We start from the raw sequence: 23,772 nt of genomic DNA on the forward strand, positions 1-23,772 counted from the left end.
CGCCCGTAAGGACGCCCGCCCCCCTGTGCCGTCAGCCGGCGTTTACGGGACGACCTTCCCGATCGCCACGCTGCCGATGCCCGCGACCGTGCCGCGCGCGTTCACCAGCTGCACGCGCCCGAAGAACGCCCGTCCCTCGGGAGCCGCCGCCGCGACGGTGACGTCGCCGGAGACGGTGGCGGAGTCGCCCGTGCCGAGCTTCACCGGCGCGGAGCCGTCGACGCTGACGGAACCGAGCGAGGCGGCGAAGAACACGTCCCGGTAGTCGTAGTCCGTGGAACCGGCCGGGACCGAGTAGCCCACGACCTCGACGGTGTACGTACCGGCCGCCGGGGAGGCGATGGACACCGACTCCTCCGAGTCGCCGTCCGCGGCCTGGGCGACCTGGTTGCCGTCCTTGTCGTAGACCGTCAGGTCCAGGTCCGCGGAGGCGTCGGACACGTTGCCGATGGCCACGTCGAGCGACGCGGCGCCCTCGGGCACCTCGACCGTCGTCGTGTGCGTCTCACCCGTCCCGATGGCCGGGCGGTCGGTCTTGGACGAGCCGAGCGGCCCGCCGACGAGCTTGCCCTCCAGCGCGGCGAACTCGTTCGTCACCTTCCACGAGGCGGCGGCCGGCGTGCCGACCTTCGCCTCGGGCACGGTCACGGTCTCCGGGTCGAAGGCCGCGCCGAGCACGGCGACGTCCAGCTTGTACGGGTTGTCGAGCAGCGGCGAGGTGCGGCGCGACTCGACCTCGATCTCCCAGACGCCCGGCTGCGGGTTCGCGTACGAACGCACGTCGGGGCGGCAGGTGTTGGCCGGGTTGCTGTAGTTCGGGTAGCAGTTGACCGTCGACGTCGGGTCGGCCGGGACGCCGTACGGGTGGATGGCGATGAACCGGGTCTGGCTCTTGTCCTTGAGCCCGCTCATCGCGATCTCCAGCGTCTTCGCGCCCTCGGGCACGGTGACGAAGTAGGAGGTCGTGCTGTTGCGCTGGGCGGTGCCCGACGCGGCGAAGGTGTGCTTCAGCGGCGCGGAGACGACCACGGTGGTCATGATCTGCTGGTCGACACCCTCGGTGCGCGGGTCGTCGACCTCCAGGATCGCGCTCTTGATGCCGGCGGAACCGGGTGCGGCCTGGACCTTGACGGTCACCGGCTGGTTCAGCGGCAGGCGGACGTCGTCGTCGCCGAGGACGCGGAAGGTGCGGCCCGCGTTGTTCTCGATGTCGAGCTCGTGGCGGATCGCGCGGTCCGGGCCGGACGTACGGGTGATCGTGACGTCGTACGTCTTCTTCTGGCCGGCCTTCAGGCCGCCCTCGCGGTCGTAGAGGCCGGTGCCGGAGCCCGGGGTCTTCAGGAACTGGTCGATCGCGGTGTCGACCGGCGCCTTCACGGTGTACCGGTGCGCGGTGGCACCGTCCCGGATGGCGTCCCAGGCGTCCTCGATGTCGATGAGGCCGGCGCCCTCCTCGTAGGCCTGCACACCTCTGATGTGCTCGGCGGTGGAGGTGAGGGCGGTGCGCAGCTTCGCCGGGGTGAGGTCGATGCCCTTCTGCTTCGCGGCCGACAGCAGCAGCGCGGAGGCGCCCGCGGCCTGCGGGGAGGCCATCGAGGTGCCCTGGAGCATGCCGTAGCCGGCCGGGAGGGAGTAGCCCGCCTCGGCCACCGGGGCGCCCGGCAGCCAGGTCTGGATGGTGTTGATCGCCGCGCCGGGCGCGACCAGCGTCGGCGTGAAGCCGCCGTCCTCACGCGGACCGCGCGAGGAGAACGGCATCATGGCGTACTTCTTCTCCACCACGGAGCCGTAGTTGGCGGCCCAGGTCTCCTTGGAGACGGACGCGCCGACGGAGATGACCTTGTCGGCGAGGCTGGGGTCGCCGATGGTGTTGGCACCGGGGCCGGAGTTGCCCGCGGAGATCACCAGCTGGACGCCGTACTCGTCGATCAGGCGGTTGTACAGCTCGGCGCGGGCGTTGTTGCCGTCGTTGAGCGCCGGCAGGCCGCCGATGGACATGTTGACGATGTCGACGCCGCGGTTGGTGACGAGGTCGATCATGCCCTCGGTGAGCGCGACGTTGGTGCAGCCGCCGGTCCAGGTGCAGGCGCGGGACGAGACGATCTTCGCGCCGGGGGCGGCGCCGTCCATCCGCCCGCCGAACAGGCCGTTGGCGGCGGTGATGCCGGCCACGTGCGAGCCGTGCGAGCCCTCGATGACGCCGATGTTGACGAAGTCGGCCTTCTTGCCGGTCCAGTCGCCGCCGTAGGGGTCCATCGGGACGTCCTTGCGGATCTCCACGACGAACGGCTGGCGCTCGGCGACATCGGTGGCCGGGTCGTCGGTGCCGAAGTACCCGATCTGGAAGCCGTCCTTGTACGGCTTCATCGCGGCGTCGTCGGAGAAGTCCTGGTTGTTGTTCAGGTCGACGCGGACCGTGCCGGCGGCGGCGTCGTAGAGCACGCCCCAGGAGTCGGTGGTGTCGCCGTCGCGGTTGGCGTCACCGGCCGCGTCACCGCCGGCGGTGTACGACTCCAGGAAGGTGCTGATCCGGTACGTGCCCTCCGGGGCCGTCCAGGTCCTGTCGCCGTAGGTGAAGGTCGGTCCCGAGACGGAGGAGACCATCGGGCGCCAGGTCCGGTCGCTGTCGACGATCGGGTCGGTCGCCGTCACCCAGTCGACGATCTTGCGCTCGCCGGTGGTGGTCTTCTGCAGCGCAGGGTGGCCGATGTCCACGCCGGAGTCGAGGATGCCGATGGTGACGCCGCGGCCGTCCGCCTTCGGGTTGTCCTCGACGAACTCGACGGCGCCGGTCTCGAAGGAGGGGTTGTACGGGTTCTTCGCGGGGGTCCGCTTCCCGGGGGCCGGGTACGTCGCGGTTCCCTGGCTGCCCGCCTGCCTGGTGGTGTCCGCGCTGGGCGTCGGGTCGTCCAGCGGGATCTCGTCGCGCAGGTCGATGCCGTGCACGGACGAGAGCTTGGTGGCGGCGGCGATCGCCGCGTCCGCCCTGCCGGTGGGGACGGTGGCGCGGACGTAGCCGAGCCTGTCGTCGGTCCGGCCGACCGAGCCGCCCTTGACCGCGTCGAGCTGCTCGGCGACCTGCTCGGTCTTGCCGGGAGCTGTGGCGATCATCATCGTGACGTGCTTGGCGCCGTCGGCCTTGGCCTCGGCGAGCAGCTCGGCGTCGTCCGAACCGAGCTTGCCGGGTGCCGTCTTGACGTCGGCGTCGGCCGGCGCGGCGGGCGGCGTGTCGGCGGCGAGGGCCACGGGTACCGGCCCGGCCGCGGCGAGTGCGGCGACGAGACCGGCGGCCACGGCTATGCGGGCCGCGCGTCTGGTGCCCGATATCGGGTCGCGCTGGGGGGAGTGGGTCATCGGCATCCCTTGTACGTAAAGGAACGATCGGGAGCGACCGGAGCCGATCGACCCTGGCCGCGACGGTCCGGAACGCGGTCCCGGACGATCGTTGAGCCTTACTCAAGGGCCTGCTGTTTGGGGAGGGTTGACCGAAACGAAATGGATGTGTGGGGAAAACCCCCGGTGTGCTTATGGGGAGATGGGGCCCGAAGCGGACAAGTCGGCCGCCCGTACGTAGGGTCAGGCGTCCTTGGTGCGCGCGTAGTGGCGTGAAGCCTTCGCCCGGTTGCCGCACGACGCCATGGAGCACCAGCGGCGGGTGCCGTTGCGTGAGGTGTCGAAGAAGTGCAGCGTGCACGCCTCGTGGGCGCAGCGGCGGATCCGGTCGGGAGCGGCGTCCAGCAGCCGGAGGTAGTCGCGGGCGGCGAGCCAGGCCGGCCCCCAGGAGGCGTCGTCGAACTCCGGCCGCTCGCCCGGCCCGTCCGCGGTGAGCGTGGCCCGGATCCGCCCGTGCGCGAGCACGGCGTCCACGGCCTCCGCCCCTTCGCCGGACGTCCCCTCCACGGCTTCCCGCAGGGCGTCCCGCGCCCGGAGGGTGTGCCGCAGGGTCGCCTCGTCGGCGGTGAAGCGGGTGTCCAGTCCGTTGGCGCCGAGCCACACCGCGAGCCCGTCGGTGCCGGTGAGCAGGTCCCGCGCGGCGGCCTCCTTCCCCCATCGCGTGTTGAGCAGGTCGAGCGCGAGCGGCTCGCCGGTGAGCGGACGCGGGTCGGTGCGGTCCGGGTCGGACATGGGGGCTCCCTCCGTACTAACCAGTCAAGGGTACGGGACTGGTTGCACTCTCCCTTCTAACCGTCTAACGTTCCATTCAACGGTTAGTCCTGCTCCCGCGGGACCCGACGAAGGGACACGCATGACCCTGCGCACCGGCCACATCGGCCTGAACGTCACCGACCTCGGCACCTCGCTCGCCTTCTACCGGGACGTCCTGGGCTTCACCCTGATCGGCGAGGGCAAGGAGGAGGACCGGCGCTACGCGTTCCTCGGCGACGGCCGGCAGCTCGTGCTCACGCTCTGGCAGCAGGCGGACCGGCCGTACGGCGCCGACCGTGCCGGGCTGCACCACCTCGCGTTCGAGGCGGAGTCGATCGAGCGGGTCGGGGAGTACGAGGCCGCCCTGCGTGCCCACGGGACCGAGTTCGCCCACGAGGGCGTCGTCGCCCACCACGAGGGCGCGGCCTCCGGCGGCATCTTCTTCCACGACCCGGACGGCACCCGCCTGGAGATCTACGCGCCCGGCGGCGCCGAGGGCGCCCCGGCGCCGAGCCAGGCCGCTCCCACCTGCGGCTTCTTCTAGGAGGGACGCGTCCATGACGGAATCCGCGGCCGTGTACCACGCGGGCTCGCGCACGGTGCAGGACCGGGTCGGCGTCCGCGGGAACGCCGACCACGTCGGCCGGTCCATCGGACGGGACATCAAACCGGTGGCCGCGGCGTTCCTCGGCCTCCAGCCGATGCTGGTGGTCGGCGCCGCCGCCCCGGGGACCGGCCGGGTGTGGGCCACCGCGCTCACCGGGACCCCCGGCTTCGTCCGGGCCACCGGCACCCGGCAGATGTCGGTCACCGGCCGGGTGCCGGTGGCCGACCCGCTGGCCACCGCCCTCGCCACCGGGGGCACCCGGGTCGGCACCCTCGCCCTGGACCCGCGCACCCGCCGCCGCATGCGCCTCAACGGCCGGCTCCGGCCCACGCCGGGGGGCTTCGCCGTCGAGGCGGACCAGGTGTTCGCCAACTGCCCCAAGTACCTGCAACGGCGCGAGTCCTACGAGACGGTCGGCGACCGCGCGCCGGGCCCCGCCCGCCGCTCCGCCGAACTCACCGGCGCACAGGCGGCGTTCGTGGCGGACGCCGACACCTTCTTCATCGCCACCGTGCACGGTGACGGCGCCGACGCCAGCCACCGGGGCGGCAACCCCGGCTTCGTCCGGGTGACCTCGCCGACGGAACTGACCTGGCGCGACTATCCGGGCAACGCCATGTTCCTCACCCTCGGCAACCTTGCCGCCGACCCGCGTGCCGGTCTGCTCTTCGTGGACTGGACGACCGGTACGACGCTCCGTCTCACCGGTGAGGCACGCACCGGGTTCGGACCCGGCGGGGAACGCCGGGTCCGCTTCACCGTCCAGGAGGCGCTGGAGACCCCCTGCGCCCTTCCGCTGCGCTGGTCCGCCCCCGAATACTCACCTGCCAATCCCCAGCCGCCGGGTTAACGTCCCCGGATGCGACAGAAGTTGAGGGTGGCGGCCTACGCCGTGTGCGTGCGCGACGGGCAGCTCCTGCTCGCCCGGTCCCCTGGCCCCGGCGGCATCCCCGAGTGGGTGCTGCCGGGCGGGGGCACGGAGCACGGTGAGGACCCCTACGACACCGTGCGCCGGGAGGTCGAGGAGGAGACCGGCTACCTCGTCGAGGTCACCGGCCTGCTCGGCGTGAACTCCACCCGCCGCACCTTCCCCGGCCGGCTCGGCCGCACCGTCGACCACCACGGCGTACGGCTGCTCTACGAGGCCCGGATCACGGGCGGCGAGCTGCGCAACGAGGTGGGCGGCTCCACCGACCTCGCCGCCTGGCAGCCCCTCGACGCCGTCCCCGGCCTGGTCCGGATCCGCCTGGTCGACGTCGCCCTGCGCCTGTGGCGCGAACGCCCGGCGACGGGCCGGGCGGAGCCGGCCTGAAAACCCACGACACCGCCTAACGGGGCAGGACCAGGACACAGGCCGCCGGGTCGCGGTCGGCCGAGGCCATCAGGGCCGTGCGGACCACCGCCGCCTGCTGCTCCGCCGCGTCCCGGAGCCCTCGCGGGGTGATGTGGACGACCGTGATGCCGAGCCGCTCCAGGTGTTCGCGCTTGCGGGCGTACTCCGACCACGCGGCGTCGTCCTCCGGCCGTCCGCCCGGGCGGGGCGCACGGGTGTCCAGCTCCACCGCCACCGACTGCTCCGGCCAGTACGCGTCCACGCCGCCGAGGCGGGGACCGCCGGGCAGCCGCAGATCGACGTTCCAGCACGGGTCCGGCAGTCCGTGGTCGCGGACCATCCGGTACAGCCGGGACTCCGCCAGCGCCCGGCCCTCGGCCAGCAGCGAGTCCACCGCGTCCACCACGTGCGGCCGGCCCAGCAGCTTGGCGCCGGTGAGCTCCCGGACCACCGCCGCCGGTTCGCAGTACCCGCCCCGCACGGCCTCCGTCAGCAGCCGCCGCACGGTGCCCGCGTCCTCCAGGCCCGCCACGGCGTCGGCCAGTGCCCGCGGGACCGGTGCCACGGGCAGGCCCGTCACCTCCTCCGGGGGCGGCAGGGCGGAGGCCCGGACGACACGGACGCAGCCCGTCGAGCGCAGCCGGCGCAGCCGCGGGACCAGGACGTCGAAGATCTCCAGGGACGGCAGCGGGGGAGCGGAGGAGAAGCCGTGCAGGGTCAGCGCGGCCAGCCCGGTGATCATCACCTCGCCGTACGGGGACGCGGGCGGCCCGTCCGCGCCGGGCTGCACGGGAACACCCGTGGTCCGCTCCCGTGCCGCGTACAGCAGCACCGCGTGCAGCCGATCCTCACTCGTCGGCGGGCCGGGGTGGAGCAGGACGACGCCGGGGAGGAGCTGCCGCCAGGGCCCGCCGGGGCGGCACTGCTCACCGGCCTTGGCGGCCGAGACGCCGTGGGCACGGAGCTGCGTGTGGGTCAGGACACGGCGTCCCGTGCTGGTGGGGAGGTGGTGCAGGGGGCGGGGGGAGAGCGGGGTGTTGTGGTTCATGCCCGGCAATTTCCCGTCTCAGGCCGCCCCTCGAACCCCTGTTACAGGCTCGTCGACAAACAAGGACAAGCCCGTACTGAAGGACATCTGTTCGGATACCGGAAACCCCTGGTCCGTTCGGGTGAGAACCAGGGGTTACGGCTTGATTGCCCGCGTTCGGTAACGACCGCGGACGGCGGGATCCGCGGGGGCGGCTCAGTCCGCCGTGGCGTCGCAGGCCTGGCCGCGCAGGGCCCGGGCCAGGTCGTCCCGGGCCTCCAGGACCAGCCGGCGCAGTGCCGGGGCCGCGTCCTCGTGGGCCGTGAGCCACGCGTCCGTCGCGTCCAGCGTCGCCCCCGAGTCCTGGACGGAGGGGAACAGGCCCCGCACCACGTCCATGCCGATCTGGATCGACCGCTCGGTCCACACCCGCTCGATCGCCGCGAAGTACTTCTCCGTGTACGGCGCGAGCAGCTCCCGCTGGGACGACTGGGCGAAGCCCGAGATCGTCGCCTCCACCAGCGCGTTGGACAGCGCGTCCGACTCCACGACCTGCGCCCAGCACTGCGCCTTGACCGCCGCCGACGGACGGGCGGCCAGGCAGCGGACGTGGTGCCGCTTGCCGGACGCGGTGTCGTCCCGCGCCAGCTCGTCGTCCAGCCTCTTCTCGTCCGCCACCCCGTGTGCGGCCAGCGGCTCCAGGAACGCCCAGCGCAGCTCCTGGTCGACCTCCAGTCCGGGCAGGGTCTCCGTGCCCTCCAGCAGTGCGGTCAGCAGCTCGAAGTCGGCCGGCGCGTCGGCGACGCGTGCGAAGAACCGCGCCCACGCCAGCTGGTGCTCGCTGCCCGCCCCGGCGGCGAAGAGCTGGGCCGAGGCACCCTCGGCGAGCCGGCGCCCGGCCTGCTCCCGCCGCTCGGGCGCCGTGTAGTGCACGGCCGCCGACTCGGCCCACGCGTGCAGCATCTGCAGCACGCCGATGTCGGACTCCCGGCCCGCGAACCTCAGCACCAGGTCGATGAACTCCCGGGCCGGCAGCAGCGCGTCCCGCGTCATGTTCCACAGCGCCGACCAGCACAGGGCGCGGGCCAGCGGATCGGTGAGGTCGCCCAGGCCGTCGCGGAGCGCCGCCAGGGACGTCTCGTCGAAGCGGGTCTTGCAGTACGTCAGGTCGTCGTCGTTGACCAGCACCAGCTCCGGCGCGTCCGCGCCCGCCAGCTCCGTCACGACGGTGCGGGGGCCCTCGACGTCCGTCTCGGCCTGCGCGTACCGCTCGAGGGTGCCGGACCCCGTGCGCCGGTAGAGCCCCACCGCCACCCGGTGCGGGCGCAGTTCGGGGTGGGACTCGGCGGCCTCCTGCACCACCGCGAGCTCGTCGACGCGCCCGTCCGCGCCGAGCAGCACCTGCGGGGTCAGTGCGTTGACGCCCGCCGTCTGCAGCCAGGAACGGGCCCACGCGCCCATGTCCCGTCCGCTGGTCTCCTCCAGGACGGACAGCAGGTCACCGAGGCGCGTGTTGCCGTACGCGTGCCGCTTGAAGTAGCGCCGGGCGCCCTCCAGGAACGCGTCCTGACCGACGTACGCCACCAGCTGCTTGAGCACCGAGGCGCCCTTCGCGTACGTGATGCCGTCGAAGTTGAGCTTGGCGTCCTGCAGGTCGCGGATGTCCGCGGTGATCGGGTGCGTGGAGGGCAGCTGGTCCGCGCGGTAGGCCCACGCCTTGCGGCGGTTGGCGAAGGTGATCCAGCCGTCGGTGAAGCGGGTCGCCCCGACCAGGGAGAACGCGCCCATGAAGTCGGCGAAGGACTCCTTCAGCCACAGGTCGTCCCACCACTCCATGGTGACCAGGTCGCCGAACCACATGTGCGCCATCTCGTGCAGGACGACGTTCGCCCGTCCCTCGTACGACGCCCGCGTGACCTTGCCCCGGAAGATGAACTCCTCGCGGAAGGTGACCATCCCCGGGTTCTCCATGGCGCCCAGGTTGTACTCGGGCACGAAGGCCTGGTCGTACTTGCCGAACGGGTACGGGTAGTCGAAGTGGTCGTGGAAGAAGTCCAGGCCCTGCTTGGTCACCAGGAACACGTCGTCGGCGTCGAAGTGCGGCGCGAGACCCTTGCGGCACATCGCGCCGAGCGGGATCCGCAGGCGGGTGCCGTCCTCGAACTCCCGCTCGTAGGTGTCCGTCACGTAGTGGTACGGACCCGCGACGACACAGGTGATGTAGGTCGAGATGGGCTTGGTCTCGGCGAACCGCCACACGCCGTCGGTGAGTTCACCGGCGCCGTTGCTCCACACGGTCCAGCCCTCGGGCGCCCGCACCTCGAAGCGGTAGGGGGCCTTGAGGTCGGGCTGCTCGAAGTTGGCGAAGACGCGCCGGGCGTCGGCCGGCTCGTACTGGGTGTAGAGGTACACCTCGCCGTCCTCGGGGTCGACGAAGCGGTGCATGCCCTCGCCGGTGCGGGAGTAGGCGCACTGCGCGTCGACGACGAGCTCGTTGTCTGCGGCGAGGTCCTCCAGCAGGATCCGCGATCCGTCGAAGACCTGGCCGGGGTCGAGGTCGCGCCCGTTGAGCGCCACGCTCGTCACGCTCGGCGCGATCAGGTCGGCGAAGCTGCCGGCGCCCGGCTCGGCGCAGCGGAACCGCACGGTGGTGACGGAGCGGAAGGTGCGCGGCCCCTCACCGCCGTTCCCGCCGACCGCCGACCGCAGGTCGAGGGACACCTCGTACCCGTCGACGGACAGCAGGGCTGCCCGCTCCCGGGCCTCGTCGCGGGTCAGATTCTCACCGGGCACGTGCGGACTCCTCATGCGTCGTCGACAGGGATGAACAGGACCGATCCTGCCATGTGCCCCTGACGCGGGGCAGCCGGGAATGGCCGGGACGAGCCGCGGCGTTCTCGCACAGAGATACCCGCCTCACGAGGAGTGACATGTCGGAGAAGTCCCCCGCCACGCCCGTCGACTTCTGGTTCGACCCGCTGTGCCCCTGGGCCTGGATGACCTCCCGCTGGGTGCTGGAGGTGGAGAAGCTGCGGGACATTCACGTCCGCTGGCATCTGATGAGCCTGGCGGTGCTCAACGAGGACAAGCTCGACGACCTCCCCGCGGAGTACCGCGAGATGCTCGAGGTCAAGGCCTGGGGCCCGGTCCGGGTGGTCATCGCGGCCCAGCAGGAGCACGGCGCCGAGGTGCTCGGCGACCTCTACACCGCGCTCGGCACCCGCATCCACAACCGGGGCGAGGGGCCGGAGAGGGAGACGGTCGCCGCCGCCCTGAAGGACGTCGGTCTGCCCGGCTCCCTCATGGAGCACTGGGACTCCACCCCGTACGAGCCGGAGCTGCGCGCCTCCCACAAGGAGGGCATCGAGAAGGTGGGCCAGGAGGTCGGCACCCCGGTCATCGCCGTCCCCGGCCCCGACGGCGAGGAGATCGCCTTCTTCGGCCCGGTGGTCACTCCCGCTCCCAAGGGCGAGGAGGCCGCCCGCCTGTGGGACGGCACCCTCGCGGTGGCCTCCGTCCCCGGTTTCTACGAGATCAAGCGGACGCGGACGAAGGGGCCGGACTTCAGCAACCTGTGACGGTCAGTCCAGAACGGGTGCCTTGATCGGTTCGGCGAACGGCTTCTTGTTGAAGCCCGTGCGCAGGTTGCGGCACTGCTTTCCGGTGTCGGGGTCGAGCACGTTCACGCAGAGCCAGAACTCGCCGACCCCGGACCGGCCGAGCCGTTCCTTGAGCCAGTCCTCCTCCTTCTTGTTCAGCTGACGGTGCTGCTGGTCCCCGTCGCAGGTCCAGCAGTGGTCCCTCATCGTCCTCTGTGTCGCCATTGCGCAACGATGGCCCGGATTGCCGCATACCGGAAGCCCCCGCGGGGCACGTCCCCGCGGGGGCTTCGCCATTTCCGCCTGCCGGGTGAACGGTGAGAAGACGATCGCGGGGCAGGGCAGTTATTGCACATGTATTGCAACTGCACGCTAACAGCAGAAAGGGCTGTCCATGGGCTCCCGGCACGCGAAACGGCCCCCGCGTGTTCACGCGGGGGCCGTCGCACGGGGGAGCAAGCGGTCAGCTCCGGGCGCGCGCCCGCTGCCAGGCGTAGCCGATCGCCGCCAGGGCCAGCGTCATCCCGCCCGTCGAGTACAGCTGCACCCGGGTGCCCGGCTCCCGGGCCATGAGGACGAAGACCGCCGCCATGCCGGCCAGCGCCACCCATGTCAGCCACGGGAACGCCCACATCCGCACCGTCAGCCTCTCGGGCGCCTCGCGCTCGAGCCGGCGGCGCAGCCGCAGCTGGGAGACGGCGATGAAGATCCAGACGACCAGGATCACCGCGCCGATCATGTTCAGCAGCCAGGCGAAGACGTCGTCCGGCCGCCAGTAGCTCAGCAGTACGCACAGGAAGCCGAAGACGGAGGAGGCCAGGACGGCGGTCCGCGGCACCCCGCCCGACACCCGGCCGAGCGCCTTCGGCCCCTGGCCGCGCCGCACCAGCGAGTAGCCGATGCGTGAGGCGCCGTAGATGTTGGCGTTCATCGCGGACAGCAGCGCCACCAGCACCACGACGTTCATCAGCTGACCGGCGCCGGGGATGCCGAGACTGTCCAGGGCGGCGACATAGGGGCCGTCCTCGACGACCGCCGGGGAGTCCCACGGGACGAGGGTGACGATGACCGCCATCGAGCCGATGTAGAACACCGCGATCCGCCACATCGCCGTACGGACCGCGCTCGCCACGCCCTTGACCGGGTTCTCCGACTCGGCCGCCGCGATGGTCACCGTCTCCAGACCGCCGTACGCGAAGACGGAGGCGAGCAGTCCGATCACCAGGCCCTCGCCGCCGTTGGGGAGGAAGTCGGTGAGGTGGGAGGTGCCGGGGGAGTCCGTGCCCGGCAGCACACCCGCGACGGCCAGCACGCCGAGCCCCAGGAACAGGGTGATCGCGCCGACCTTCAGCGCCGCGAACCAGAACTCGAACTCGCCGAAGTTCCTCACCGCCGCCAGGTTCGTCGCGCAGAACACCACCATGAACAGCGCCACCCACGCCCACTCCGGTGTGCCCGGCAGCCAGCCGGTGACGATCTTCGCGGCGCCGATGCCCTCGAGGCCGACCGCCGTGCACAGCAGCACCCAGAACGACCAGCCTGCGGTGAAGCCCGCCCAGGGGCCGATGGCCCGCTCGGCGTGCGCGGAGAAGGAACCCGAGGACGGATACGCGGCGGACATCTCGCCCAGCATCCGCATCACCAGCATCACCAGGATGCCGGAGAGGGTGTAGGCGAGGACGACGGAGGGCCCGGCGGCGGCGATACCGGCGCCGGAGCCGACGAACAGCCCGGCGCCGATCACCCCGCCGAGGGCGATCATCGACAGATGGCGCTGCTTGAGGCCGTGTGAGAGGGAGGCGCCGTCCGGCTTCGGGGGCGTCTCGACGGTGGTGCTGGGCATGGGCGCGGCTCGTCCAATGCGGGAGATGACAAAACGCCGCCCAGTCTGGGCGGCCCTCCGACGATCACGGGGGAACCGCCCAGTATGTGGACACCCGTCGTTCGGAGTGTGGCAGCCCGGTTACCCGGCGGTTCCCTCGGCGGTTCCCTTTGGCGGTTCTCCACAGCCTCCCCGCTTCCGCCGGATGTCGGTGATGCCACCTCACCTCAGTGACCGGCGTCACCTCGTACCGCTGGTCACTGCCGTTCTTTGTCCGGAGCCCACCAAGTCCGTGTTCGCGCCTTTGTCGAGCGCTGACGGTGATCGGCGCGAGGACGCCGGTATAGCGTCACGGTGTCCCCAACCGCCCTCACCCCGCGGAGACCTCATGAGCACCGCCACCGTCACGTCCGCCCGCTCCGGGCAGGTCCTCGCCGACCTCGTCCCGGCCTCCCGCGTCCGGGACGCCGCGCTCGTGCTCGGCGGCGCCGCGCTCACGGGACTCGCCGCCCAGATCGCGGTGCCCGTCCCCGGCTCCCCGGTGCCGGTGACCGGCCAGACCTTCGCGGCGCTCCTGGTGGGCACCACCCTCGGCGCGCGGCGCGGGTTCGCCTCCCTCGCGGTGTACGCGCTGGTGGGCATGGCCGGTGTGCCCTGGTTCGCGGAGGGCAAGTCGGGGATGGGCATGCCGTCCTTCGGTTACATCCTCGGCATGCTGCTGGCCTCGGTCGTCGTGGGCGCGCTGGCCCGCCGCGGTGCCGACCGCTCCGCCTGGCGGATGGCGGGCACCATGGTGCTCGGCTCGGCGATCATCTACGCCGTCGGCGTGCCCTACCTGGCCCTCGCCACCGGCATGTCCGCCTCCGCCGCGATCGCGGCCGGCCTGACCCCGTTCCTCATCGGTGACGCCCTGAAGGCGGCCCTGGCGATGGGCGTGCTGCCGACCGCCTGGAAGCTCGTCGACAAGCGCTGACCGCGGAGCGGTCCACAGGGAAGAGGCTCGCCGGCCACAACGCCGGCGAGCCTCTGCGCGTGTGCCGTCCGCCCCGCGGGGCCCGGGGCAGCTCGTCCGCTCGCCTGCGACAAGGCCGAGGGGAGCGCCGCCCGTGCTGTGAACACGGCGGGGCCGGGGCCCGCGGCACGCGCGCCGCCGGTCCCGGCCCCGCCCCTGCCGGAACCCCGGCGGGGCGCCCGTGTCAGCCGACCCGGACCTCGTCCCGGTCCGCGGTGTCCGGCGCGTTCCCGGCACCGCGCCCCGCCATCCGCTGCCTCACGACGGCGACGGCGACCACGACGCCGGCGACCAGCAGCGACAGCAGCACCGTGGTCCGCCCGTTGTGCTCCGTGTCGGTCAGCATGTAGCCCAGCACGAACACGATCAGCGCGGCGCTGGCCCACGTCAGGTACGGGTACAGCCACATCCGCACGACCAGCTTCTCCGGCGCCTCCGCCTGGATGATCTTCCTCATCCGCAGCTGCGAGAAGCAGATCACCAGCCACACGAACAGCGCGACCGCACCGGAGGAGTTGACGAGGAAGAGGAAGACGGAGTCCGGGAACTTGTAGTTGAAGAAGACGGCGACGAAGCCGAACACGACCGACGCGATGATCGCGGTCCGCGGCACGCCCCGGCTCGTGGTCCGGGCGAACGCCTTCGGCGCGTCTCCGCGCTGACCCAGCGAGAAGGCCATCCGGGAGGCGGTGTAGAGCCCGGAGTTGAGGCAGGACAGCACCGACGTCAGCACGATGAAGTTCATGATCTGACCGGCGTGCGCGATGCCGAGGGAGTCCAGGGCGGCGACGTAGGAGCCGTCCTCGGTGATGCTCTTGCTGTCCCAGGGCAGCAGGCAGATCACGACGAAGATCGAGCCGAGGTAGAAGACGCCGATCCGCCAGATGATGCTGTTGGTCGCCTTGGTGACGGCGCGCTGCGGGTCCTCCGACTCGCCGGCGGCCAGGGTGGCGATCTCACTGCCCATGAAGGAGAAGACGACGAGCAGGATGCCGGTGAGGATCGCGCCGGCGCCGTTGGGCAGGAAGCCGCCGTGGTCGGTGAGGTTGGCGAGCCCCGCCTGGTCGCTGTCGACGCCGGGCAGCGCACCGAAGACGGCGAGCCCGCCGACGACGATGAACGCGGCGATGGCGACGACCTTGATCCCGGCGAACCAGAACTCGAACTCGCCGTAGGAGCCCACGGACACCAGGTTGGTGGCGGTCAGCACCACCATCACGATGAGCGCCCAGCCCCACTGGGGAACGGCCGGTATCCATCCTTCGAGGATCGCGGCACCGGCGGTCGCCTCGACCGCCAGCACGACGACCCAGAAGAACCAGTACAGCCAGCCGATGGAGAACCCGGCCCACGGCCCGAGCGCACGGTCGGCGTGTGCGGAGAAGGACCCGGAGGTCGGGTTCGCCGCGGACATCTCACCGAGCATCCGCATCACCAGCACCACGAGCGTGCCGACGAGGGCGTACGACAGGAGGATGCCGGGTCCGGCGGTCGCGATGCCGGAGCTGGAACCGACGAAGAGGCCGGCGCCGATGACACCTCCGATGGCGATCATCGAGAGATGGCGGTTCTTGAGCCCGGCCTGGAGGCCGGACTCCGGTGGGGTGCCGTGGCCGCCGGGCCGTTCGGGGCCGTCGCCGGCCTTCGTCTGGGTCGGCTGCGAAGTCATGGGGTGTTTCTTCCTTTGCGCCGGTTGAGCGGTACTCGTACGAGCGGTGCACGAGCCGGACCAGTGAAACGGAGGTGAACGAATTCAGGAACCTTTGATTTAGGTTCTTTGCTCGGGCTTTGCCTGCGGTTCTATGGCCTTCGTCACATTCCTCGTGGGGGGACCCCGCGCAGTCCCCCCGCGGCGGCCGTGTCACACTCGTCGCATGCGCGTGTATCTCGGCTCCGACCATGCGGGCTACGAACTCAAGAACCACCTCGTCGAGTGGCTCAGGGAAGCGGGTCATGAGCCCGTCGACTGCGGCCCCCACGTCTACGACGCCCAGGACGACTACCCGCCCTTCTGCCTCCGCGCCGCCGAGCGGACCGCCGCGGACGAGGGTTCCCTCGGCATCGTGATCGGCGGCTCCGGCAACGGTGAGCAGATCGCCGCGAACAAGGTCGAGGGCGTGCGGGCGGCCCTGGCGTGGAGCGAGGAGACGGCGACCCTGGGGCGTCAGCACAACAACGCCAACGTGGTCGCGGTGGGCGCGCGCATGCACAGCCAGGACGAGGCGACGAAGTTCGTCGAGACCTTCCTGAGCACCCCGTTCTCGGGAGACGAGCGTCACATCCGCCGGATCGACATGCTCTCCGCCTACGAGACCAGCGGCGATCTCCCCCCGATCCCGGCCCACCACCCCCAGCAGTAGGGCGGCGGAGCGCGGGACGAGGAACAGCGAGCGAGGGGGACCCCGTGCCCGAGGGCCACACGATCCATCGGCTGGCCGAGGACTACGCCGGGACCTTCCGGGCCGGAGCCCCCCTCCGCGTCACCAGCCCCCAGGGCAAGTTCACCGACGCGGCCGCCCTCCTCGACGGCACCCCGCTGCACACCACCGACGCCCACGGCAAGCACCTGTTCCTCGGCTTCGGCGACCCCGAGCCCGAGCACACCGACTGGGTCCACATCCACCTCGGCCTCTTCGGCAAGGTGACCTTCGGCCCGGCCCCGGTGCCGCCGCCCACGGACACCGTCCGCCTCCGCCTCGCCGACGACGCCTCCTACGTCGACCTGCGCGGCCCCACCACCTGCGCCCTGATCACGGACGGCGAGAAGCGGGCGATCCACGACCGCCTCGGCCCCGACCCCCTCCGCCCGGACGCCGACCCGGCCCTCGCGTACCGCAGGATCAGCCGCAGCCGTACGACGATCGCCGCACTCCTGATGGACCAGAAGGTCATCGCCGGCGTGGGGAACGTCTACCGCGCCGAGGTCCTCTTCCGGCACCGCGTCGACCCCTACCGCGCGGGCCGGGACATCACCCCGGCCCAGTGGGACGCGATCTGGACCGACCTCGTCGCGCTCATGCGCGAGGGAGTCCGCAACAACCGCATCGACACCGTCCGCCCCGAGCACACACCCGAGGCGATGGGCCGCCCGCCGCGCGTCGACGACCACGGCGGCGAGGTGTACGTCTACCGCAGGGCCCACCTGCCCTGCCACATCTGCGGCGGCGGGATCCGCACCGCCGACCTCGCCGCCCGCAACCTCTTCTGGTGCCCCGCCTGCCAGCGCCCCTGAGAACCCTCAGAAGCCGTGCGGCAGCCACGGTGCCGCACCGGCGTTCCCGAACGCCAGGGACGCCTCCGCCAGCGCACCCCGCCGCAGTTCGCGCACCCGGCCCGCCGCGGCGAGCGCCGAGAGGCCCGCTCCGCCCAGATACGCCGCACCCAACTCCCGCACCGACAGGGCGAGGTCGGCGGCGTCCTGCGTGCGCTCGCAGGACGCGCCCTTCGCGTCCCCGCTCAGCCGCCAACGCCCCGCGTTCCAGGGACAGAAGACGTCCTCCACGTCCAGCACGACGTCCACCGGCGCCTGGTACGTCCGCGCCTCGAGCGCCGCGCCGACGTCCACCAGCCGCACGTACAGCGCGTCGCGCAGTGCCGGGTTGCACCGCCGTATGTCCGACACCAGGTACTGCCAGCCGTCGTCGACCGGCCGCCCCCGTGCCACCAGAGTCGACGTCAGGTCGATCTCGAACAGGAACCGCCACAGCGCGGCGCCCGCCGCCGGATCCAAGGCCTCCAGGGCGCTGAGGATCACCTCGCCGTCGGGACCGCCCGCTCCCCAGGACGGCTTCACACGGAACCGCGCGTACCCGACCGTCTCACCGCCCCGCTCGGCGACCACACACTGCAGCGGTGACGCACCGCCCCGCTCGCTCTCCGGGTCGAGCACCCCCAGCCGCTCCCAGCCCGGCCCGCGCGCCAGCATCCCCGGGCGGCCCGGCACCAGTCGCGCGTAGACCGCTTCGCACGCGTCGAGCGCGTCGTCGGGCGCCACGTAGCGCAGCCGTACGCCGTCCGTACCGGCCGGCACCGACAGGCCCGCGCGCCGGGTGTCGATCTCCGCGTTGATCTGGAAGGTCGCCGCCCCGTAGCCGAACCGGCCGTAGATCGCCGGCTCGGACGCCGTGAGCACCGCCAGCGGCTCGCCCCAGGAACGGACGTCGTCCAACTGCCGTCGCATCATCGACGTCAGCACCCCGCGCCGCCGGTGCGTGGCGGCGACGCCGACCATGGTGACACCCGCGGCCGGCACGGACGCGCCGCCGGGCACGGTCAGCCGGAAGGAGAAGGCGCCCGCGCTCCCCACGCACTCGTCGCCGTCCCAGGCGGCCAGGAAACGGCCGAACTCGGTGAGCGCGTTCCACAGTTCCCGCTCCTCGTCCGACTCCGGCGGCCCGCCGAAGGCGCGGATGAGGTTCGCGTACGACTTGTCCCATTCATCCGGCCGCAGTACCCGGAGTTCGGGCGTGGGGCCCGTCTGCTCGTTCGCCATGCGCCATGCCTACCAGGGCAATGCGGGACGAGCGAGGGAATTTCCCGCGGGCGGCCCCATCACGCCGTCCCGTGAAGTTCACTGTGAGTCCGGTCCCCGTCAGGGGGGACAACCAGGACCTCCCGTGCCAAGCGGCCGGTCCGATGGATAGGGTCCCGAACTAATGGCAGCAGGACGACAGCGGCGCGCGGAAGCCGACACGTTCACGGCCCGGTTGAAGAAGCAGTGGCACCGGGCCCGGGTCGGCGTGCGCCGGGCCGCCGTCGACTACTTCCGCGGGGACGGCTCGGACTGGATCGCACTCGCCGGACTGCTCCTCACCGTTCCGCTGATCGCGGCCGGGACACTCGCCAACTCCGTGTGGTGCGCACCCGCCGCCCTGGTCATACCGATCGTCGCGGGCGGCCTGCTGCTGCGCCCGGCGAGCCTGCTCGGCCTGTACGCGGCGGCGGCGACCGCACTGATCGTGGAGGCGGTACAGCTCGGCCCCTACACCGAGGGCGCGGCCCGGGTCACCCCCGGCGTGGTCCTCACCGTCGCGGCCTGCGGTGCCTTCGGTCTGCTCGTCGCCCAGTTCCGCAGCCGGGTGGGCGTGCCCTGGCGGCGCGGCGGCACCATGCTGTTCGACCTGCGCGAACGCATCCGGGTGCAGAGCAAGCTGCCGAAGCTGCCGGACGGCTGGCACCGGGAGATGGCGCTGCGCCCGGCGGGCGGACAGTCCTTCTCCGGTGACTTCGTGGTCGCGGCCCGCACCAACGGCGGGCGCACGCTCGAGGTCGTGCTGACGGACGTCTCCGGCAAGGGCATGGACGCCGGTTCTCGCGCCCTGCTGCTGTCCGGCGCCTTCGGCGGTCTGCTCGGCAGCCTCCCCCCGCACGCCTTCCTCCCGGCCGCCAACGGCTATCTCCTGCGCCAGGACTGGGACGAGGGCTTCGCCACCTCCATCCACCTGGTGCTCGACCTCGACTCCGGCGACTACGAGCTCTACTCCGCCGGACACCCACCGGGCCTCCAGCTCAGCGCCGGCAGCGGCCGCTGGGAGGAGAAGGCGGCCGACGGCCCGCTGCTGGGCGTGTACGACGGCGCCCAGTTCGACCCGGTGAAGGGCTCGCTGCGTTCCGGAGACGTCCTGATGCTGTTCACGGACGGCCTGGTGGAGACCTCCGACCGGGACATGGTCGAGGGCATCGACCGCCTCACCGGCGAGGCCGACCGCTATGTCGCCGGCGGCTTCCACGGCGCCGCCTGGCATCTCATCGAGGCCGTCGCCAAGGACGTCAACGACGACCGGGCCCTGCTGCTCATATGCAGGGAGGGCCCGACGGCCGCCGCCGCGGCCCGCTGACCCCGTGCCCCGGGGCACACTGAACGGGTGACCGAGACACCGCGCCCCCCGCTGACCCCGGACCGGGTGGAGGCCATCGCCCGCGCCGCGCACGCCGGCCAGACCGACAAGGCGGGCCGGCCCTACGCCGAGCACCTCCGCGCCGTCGCCGAGGGCGTACGGGAACGCGGCGGCGACGAGGAGCAGATCGCGGCGGCCTGGCTGCACGACGCCGTCGAGGACGGCAGGCTGACGCGGCAGTGGCTGCACGAGGCCGCGCTCACCCGGCGGACCAAGGACATCGTCCTCGCGGTCACCAAGCGGTCGGGGGAGCCGCCCGAGTCGTACGCGGCCCGCATCCTCGCCACCCCCGGCGCGGCGCTGGTGAAGGAGGCGGACCTGGCGCACAACGCCGACCCGGCCCGCCTCGCCGTCCTCGACGAGGCCACGCGCACACGGCTGACCGAGAAGTACGCGCGGATGCGCGCACTTCTCGGCCTGGGCGGATGAGCCGGACGGAGCGCTAGACCGGGACCTTCTCGCCCCGCGCACGCACCTCGGTGTTCCCCAGCCGCTCGCGGTCCCGGGCCGCCTCGCCGGCATCCTGCCGGAAGGCCCACGCCATCTTCGGCTCCACCACGCACCGCAGGGCCCGCTGCACGGGCCTGGTGCACAGCACCGTGACGACGGCGGCCGCGAAGACGGTCAGCCCGATCACGCCGAGCGGCTCCTTGAGCACCGGGTGGTCGAACCAGCCCGAGTAGTTGCCCGCCTTCACCAGGAACGCGTGCAGCAGGTAGCCGTAGATCGTGCCCGCGCCGAGCGCCGTGAACCACATGTGCCGGCGCGGCACCCAGGCGAAGAAACAGGCGGTCAGCAGCAGCGAGCAGCCGAGCGTCGCGAGCACCATGACCGGGCCCGTCCACCACGGCGAGCCCAGCTCCTCGGCGGCACTGCTGTGGTAGAGCCAGCCGAGTTTCATGCGCGGCACCGACCACCAGGCGACGACCGCCGCCGCGGCCAGCACCGGCAGGGACATCAGGCGCACCGAGCGGCGCTGCACCCGCTGGAAGTGCTCCGGCCGCAGCAACAGGCCCAGCACGAAGAACGGCAGGAACTGCAGCACCCGCTGCAGTTCGAGGTCGTCGCCGATCTGGGGCGACACGGAGCCCAGGGCGGCGAGGGCGACCGAGACCGGCAGCGGATGACGGATCGTCTTCCACAGCGGGGTGGTCACCCGCCAGACGAACAGCGCGCACAGGAACCACAGGTGGTACGTGGGGTCGAGCAGAGTGATGCCGTGGTCCGGGTCGTCGTTGCCGTAGCGCTGGAACAGGGAGTAGGCGGTCTCGAAGACGACGTAGGGGACGACGACGCCGGTGACCAGCCGCTTGATGTGCTTGGGGCGCAGGTCGAAGCTGCGCGAGAAGTAGCCGGAGATCACGACGAACGCCGGCATGTGGAAGGTGTACACGACGCGGTACGCGGTCTCCACCGCCCCGTCGTCCAGGATCTGCCCCCAGGCGTGACCCACGGCCACCAGCACGATCGCCAGGTACTTGGCGTTGTCGAAGAACGCGTCGCGCTGTTTGCCGGACGGCGCCGGCCGGTCGCTCTCCTTGTTCTCGGTGCGCGGGTTGTTCTCGGTGCGCGGGCTCGGTACTCCGTTCGCCGGTGTCCGTGCCGGGGGAAGCGGCGTCCTGTGGTTGCCGTACGGTCGCTGCGAGTTCGTCACTGACCCTCCCGGCAGGAACTCGGGGAGGCGATCGGTGAGCTCGCTGCGCTTGCGGGGGACGAGGCAGCGTGGAACATCTGAGGCACCCTAGCGTTGTCCGTGGGATTTCGTAAAACGCCCGACGTCATTCCTGGTTATCCCGCTCGGGTACCCCGGATTCGAGAAAACGCGCATGCGGGTGAGGTGATGGTCAACACATCAACCAGGTACGCGACTTGACCGCCTCGCGGACCGCTTTGTCCTGATTATTACGGACTAAACCATGCATATGACCGGCAGGCGACTCCGGTGATATGTCCGGCTTCGTCACCCCATCAAGGCTCGCCCCCCGGCTCCCCGGTTCACCTGCGGCGACAATTCGAATTACCTGCGAACGCGTTGTGTGGAGACGGAAACGATGTGATCGAATTCCCTGGCGGGTGCTCCTTCGAATTGTCGTGCGATACAGCGCTGTTGGCCCCCGCGGGCGGGTGCGGACCACTCCCGGCGGGACGCCGTCCGGACACTGTGAGGCGGACGATGCGTCAGCGGCCGCATAGGGCGGCCCGGTTGGTGGCACGATGGTTCTGGCGGGGTGCGCGGGGTCGCGTCGCCCGGGCCGGGGAAGCGGAACCGACCAAGGGTGTGATCAGTTGTGGCCATTTCACTGTCAGTGGTGCTGCTGTTGGCGATCATCCTGGTGGTGTTGCTGAGAGGTGGCTCGCTCAAGGCCGGGCCGGCCGTCGTCGCCGTCCTCTTCGGCTTCTTCCTCGCCTCGACGGGCATGGCCGACGACATCCAGCGGTTCCTGGACTCGATAGCGGAGATGATCAACTCGATCAGCTTCTGACCCCGCCCCGCCCCGCGTGGAACCGGTCCGCCACAACGATCAGGGCCGGGTCGAGGAAGACCTCGACCCGGCCCTGAGCCGTACAGAGCGGGCGACGGGAATCGAACCCGCGTAGCCAGTTTGGAAAATCGCGTATGCGGACGGCGGCTGACCTGGCGGGATACTGACCTGCGCGTTTCCGATCTGGTTGCAGTGACTCCCCGCTGTTCCCCGTGCGGTGCCCCCTCATCGGGCACGCAGGGGGCACGTGTGTCTCTCTGCCGCGTTCTCTGCCTTCCGGCGCTCCGGCCAGTACGAGGCCAATGGCCGGTCCCGGCGGTCAGATGAGCTGGATGAGCTGCGGGTCCGCCATCAGCACCACGCGGTCGGCCGCGGGATCGAACCCGAGCACCGGGTTCCCGTAGTCCCCGGAAGCGGTCATGACCACCAGCTTGCTCAGCCGACGGCCCACCACAGTCAGGAACCGACACAGGACATCCACTCCTTCCTGACCCTGCAGCTCGCGAAGGTCGACATCGAAGTCGATCTCCTCGGCAACCATCGGCCAGAAGATCGCCAGCACGCCCGGAACCGGCCAGACCCGCAGAGCGACCGTCTCGGCATCGGCGGGCCGCGTCAGCACCTCCACCGCACGAGGCAGCGCCCCGACGACGCCGCCCTCCGAGTACTCCCACGCCCAGCCGTTCGACTGGACCAGATCGAACACCGCCTGCCAGTCCTCCACCGAGGTGCCCGCCACGGAAACATCCGGCAGAGCACCCATCAAGTCAGGGTCGAGGAAGTTCCTGACGTCGTCCCATAGCAGATCCGGCATCTCGCCATGCTCCCCGCCTCGCCGCCCGAACGCAGTCCGATTTCCTTGACGCACTTCATAGAGGACCCCGCGCCCACCACTCGCCCCAGCTCCCATCCCGTCCGCCGTCGACCCACACACCGTGGAGCGGGCGTGGTTCAGGGCGTCCAGAGAGACACCCCTACGGGCCCGCAGACGGCGACGGAGCCCCCTCCATCCCGGTGCCGGCCGATCCCCCGCCGGAGGCATCATCTTGTAGCCGCGGTTGACGTTCCAGCTTCGCCCGCTGCACGCAGCGCGCCGCCGGGCGGGGCCGCCGCTGGCGAAGACAGGGCGGCGGCCCCGCCGTACAGGCGGCGCGCACCCGCGCCGTGCGCGGGCTTGATGAAGTAGGGAAATTCTTACCGCGCTTGGATCAGGTGCTTGCCGTCATGGCTCCGGACATGGGGCCCGTTGCCGTCCAGTGCATCGAGCAGCCGCACCGCGAAGACCTCGGTCATGCGCTCGGCCACCTCTTCGGGCGTGAGCCAGTCGACCGCTGTTGACTCCGCGGATGTCCGCTCAGCGCCTCCCGACGGCTTGCACCGGAACACCAGGGCGACGATGCCGCGCGTCGTGTTCTTGTGGACCCCTGTGAGCTCGTCGACTTCGACACGGATTCCGGTCTCTTCCCAGACCTCGCGGGCTACGCCGTCTTCCGGGGACTCGGAGAGCTCGAGCACTCCGCCCGGGAACTCCCACGTTCCGTTGTCCGCTCGCCGGATCGCCAGTGCCCTGCACTTCCATGATTTTCGGCACACCGGCAACACGCTCGCCGCGTCGACCGGTGCCAGCACCCGCGAGCTGATGGCACGCATGGGCCACAGCACCGCCCGGGTTGCGCTGATCTACCAACACGCCAGCGCCGAGCGTGACCGGCTGATCGCCGATGCCGTGTCCGGGCTCGTCGACAGGGGCAGGAAGAGCAGGGACCCGGAGCCCATGGGGCACGCCGGGGACACGACCGACTGATCGGGACCCCGGAAAGTGATCAGGGCCAGGCGGAGGAATGAT

The 23,772-nt window shown here is 71.4% G+C and carries 22 protein-coding genes; 11 read left to right on the forward strand and 11 right to left on the reverse strand.

The window, feature by feature from the left end; all coding sequences use genetic code 11:
* Nucleotides 1-42: 42 nt before the first annotated feature.
* Nucleotides 43-3,354: a S8 family serine peptidase gene (locus F1615_RS09765; RefSeq protein WP_149548489.1), complete on the reverse strand. Its 3,312-nt coding sequence runs from the start codon at nucleotides 3,352-3,354 to the stop codon at nucleotides 43-45.
* Nucleotides 3,355-3,576: 222 nt separating this feature from the next.
* Entirely contained in the window at nucleotides 3,577-4,125 is a 549-nt protein-coding gene (locus tag F1615_RS09770) for a CGNR zinc finger domain-containing protein (protein ID WP_149548490.1), read from the reverse strand.
* Between the two features lie 121 nt (nucleotides 4,126-4,246).
* Between F1615_RS09770 and F1615_RS09775 the strand changes: the two genes are divergently transcribed.
* From F1615_RS09775 to F1615_RS09785, 3 genes are read left to right on the forward strand one after another with little or no spacing between them, the layout of a single operon-like run.
* Complete coding sequence (locus F1615_RS09775) at nucleotides 4,247-4,690, forward strand: VOC family protein (RefSeq protein WP_149548491.1); 444 nt, start codon at nucleotides 4,247-4,249, stop codon at nucleotides 4,688-4,690.
* 13 nt (nucleotides 4,691-4,703) lie between these two features.
* The gene (locus tag F1615_RS09780) at nucleotides 4,704-5,603 is read left to right on the forward strand and encodes a pyridoxamine 5'-phosphate oxidase family protein (RefSeq protein WP_149548492.1); all 900 of its coding nucleotides are present in this window, start codon (nucleotides 4,704-4,706) and stop codon (nucleotides 5,601-5,603) included.
* Nucleotides 5,604-5,612: 9 nt separating this feature from the next.
* Nucleotides 5,613-6,065, forward strand: a complete 453-nt coding sequence (locus F1615_RS09785; RefSeq protein WP_208818283.1) for an NUDIX hydrolase — start codon at nucleotides 5,613-5,615, stop codon at nucleotides 6,063-6,065.
* Between the two features lie 16 nt (nucleotides 6,066-6,081).
* Here the strand turns inward: F1615_RS09785 and F1615_RS09790 are convergent, their stop codons facing one another.
* The gene (locus F1615_RS09790; RefSeq protein ID WP_149548493.1) at nucleotides 6,082-7,134 is read right to left on the reverse strand and encodes a hypothetical protein; all 1,053 of its coding nucleotides are present in this window, start codon (nucleotides 7,132-7,134) and stop codon (nucleotides 6,082-6,084) included.
* A 195-nt stretch (nucleotides 7,135-7,329) separates the two neighbouring features.
* Complete coding sequence (gene pepN, locus F1615_RS09795; protein WP_149548494.1) at nucleotides 7,330-9,906, reverse strand: aminopeptidase N; 2,577 nt, start codon at nucleotides 9,904-9,906, stop codon at nucleotides 7,330-7,332.
* A 137-nt stretch (nucleotides 9,907-10,043) separates the two neighbouring features.
* On the opposite strand from pepN, the gene F1615_RS09800 reads away from it, so the two are divergent.
* Nucleotides 10,044-10,691: a DsbA family protein gene (locus F1615_RS09800; RefSeq protein ID WP_149548495.1), complete on the forward strand. Its 648-nt coding sequence runs from the start codon at nucleotides 10,044-10,046 to the stop codon at nucleotides 10,689-10,691.
* A gap of 3 nt (nucleotides 10,692-10,694) precedes the next feature.
* Here F1615_RS09800 and F1615_RS09805 read toward each other — a convergent pair whose 3' ends face one another.
* Nucleotides 10,695-10,937 carry a hypothetical protein gene (locus tag F1615_RS09805; RefSeq protein ID WP_149548496.1) on the reverse strand — a complete coding sequence of 81 codons (243 nt, stop codon included), beginning with the start codon at nucleotides 10,935-10,937 and terminating at the stop codon, nucleotides 10,695-10,697.
* 238 nt (nucleotides 10,938-11,175) lie between these two features.
* Complete coding sequence (locus F1615_RS09810; RefSeq protein ID WP_149548497.1) at nucleotides 11,176-12,555, reverse strand: amino acid permease; 1,380 nt, start codon at nucleotides 12,553-12,555, stop codon at nucleotides 11,176-11,178.
* A gap of 367 nt (nucleotides 12,556-12,922) precedes the next feature.
* On the opposite strand from F1615_RS09810, the gene F1615_RS09815 reads away from it, so the two are divergent.
* On the forward strand, nucleotides 12,923-13,507 hold the full coding sequence (locus F1615_RS09815) for a biotin transporter BioY (RefSeq protein ID WP_149548498.1): 585 nt from the start codon (nucleotides 12,923-12,925) through the stop codon (nucleotides 13,505-13,507).
* A 223-nt stretch (nucleotides 13,508-13,730) separates the two neighbouring features.
* On the opposite strand, the gene F1615_RS09820 is transcribed toward F1615_RS09815, so the two are convergent.
* Nucleotides 13,731-15,215 carry an amino acid permease gene (locus F1615_RS09820; protein ID WP_149548499.1) on the reverse strand — a complete coding sequence of 495 codons (1,485 nt, stop codon included), beginning with the start codon at nucleotides 15,213-15,215 and terminating at the stop codon, nucleotides 13,731-13,733.
* A gap of 205 nt (nucleotides 15,216-15,420) precedes the next feature.
* Between F1615_RS09820 and F1615_RS09825 the strand changes: the two genes are divergently transcribed.
* Both F1615_RS09825 and F1615_RS09830 read left to right on the forward strand, forming a co-directional pair.
* Entirely contained in the window at nucleotides 15,421-15,906 is a 486-nt protein-coding gene (locus F1615_RS09825; protein WP_149548500.1) for a ribose-5-phosphate isomerase, read from the forward strand.
* Between the two features lie 44 nt (nucleotides 15,907-15,950).
* Nucleotides 15,951-16,778 (forward strand): Fpg/Nei family DNA glycosylase, encoded by an 828-nt coding sequence (locus F1615_RS09830; protein WP_149548501.1) that lies wholly within the window; start codon nucleotides 15,951-15,953, stop codon nucleotides 16,776-16,778.
* A 6-nt stretch (nucleotides 16,779-16,784) separates the two neighbouring features.
* Here F1615_RS09830 and F1615_RS09835 read toward each other — a convergent pair whose 3' ends face one another.
* Nucleotides 16,785-18,038, reverse strand: a complete 1,254-nt coding sequence (locus F1615_RS09835; RefSeq protein ID WP_149548502.1) for a GNAT family N-acetyltransferase — start codon at nucleotides 18,036-18,038, stop codon at nucleotides 16,785-16,787.
* A 163-nt stretch (nucleotides 18,039-18,201) separates the two neighbouring features.
* Here F1615_RS09835 and F1615_RS09840 point away from each other — a divergent pair, with 163 nt between their 5' ends.
* Both F1615_RS09840 and F1615_RS09845 read left to right on the forward strand, forming a co-directional pair.
* Entirely contained in the window at nucleotides 18,202-19,383 is a 1,182-nt protein-coding gene (locus F1615_RS09840; RefSeq protein ID WP_149548503.1) for a PP2C family protein-serine/threonine phosphatase, read from the forward strand.
* Between the two features lie 27 nt (nucleotides 19,384-19,410).
* A complete protein-coding gene (locus F1615_RS09845; protein WP_149548504.1) occupies nucleotides 19,411-19,872 on the forward strand; it encodes an HD domain-containing protein in 462 nt (153 codons plus the stop codon).
* Between the two features lie 13 nt (nucleotides 19,873-19,885).
* On the opposite strand, the gene F1615_RS09850 is transcribed toward F1615_RS09845, so the two are convergent.
* The gene (locus F1615_RS09850; protein ID WP_149548505.1) at nucleotides 19,886-21,097 is read right to left on the reverse strand and encodes an acyltransferase family protein; all 1,212 of its coding nucleotides are present in this window, start codon (nucleotides 21,095-21,097) and stop codon (nucleotides 19,886-19,888) included.
* Between the two features lie 634 nt (nucleotides 21,098-21,731).
* Here F1615_RS09850 and F1615_RS09855 point away from each other — a divergent pair.
* Complete coding sequence (locus F1615_RS09855; RefSeq protein WP_037935257.1) at nucleotides 21,732-21,926, forward strand: hypothetical protein; 195 nt, start codon at nucleotides 21,732-21,734, stop codon at nucleotides 21,924-21,926.
* Between the two features lie 319 nt (nucleotides 21,927-22,245).
* Here F1615_RS09855 and F1615_RS09860 read toward each other — a convergent pair whose 3' ends face one another.
* Nucleotides 22,246-22,740, reverse strand: coding sequence for a hypothetical protein (locus tag F1615_RS09860; RefSeq protein WP_149548506.1), 495 nt, complete (start codon nucleotides 22,738-22,740; stop codon nucleotides 22,246-22,248).
* 380 nt (nucleotides 22,741-23,120) lie between these two features.
* Complete coding sequence (locus F1615_RS09865; protein WP_149548507.1) at nucleotides 23,121-23,576, reverse strand: NUDIX domain-containing protein; 456 nt, start codon at nucleotides 23,574-23,576, stop codon at nucleotides 23,121-23,123.
* Between F1615_RS09865 and F1615_RS35920 the strand changes: the two genes are divergently transcribed.
* Nucleotides 23,575-23,730, forward strand: a complete 156-nt coding sequence (locus F1615_RS35920) for an integrase (protein WP_208818284.1) — start codon at nucleotides 23,575-23,577, stop codon at nucleotides 23,728-23,730. The two genes, F1615_RS09865 and F1615_RS35920, sit on opposite strands and share 2 nt — an antisense overlap.
* The last annotated feature ends 42 nt before the right edge of the window (nucleotides 23,731-23,772 follow it).

The organism is Streptomyces marokkonensis, from assembly GCF_008312835.1.
Lineage (GTDB): Bacteria > Actinomycetota > Actinomycetes > Streptomycetales > Streptomycetaceae > Streptomyces > Streptomyces marokkonensis_A.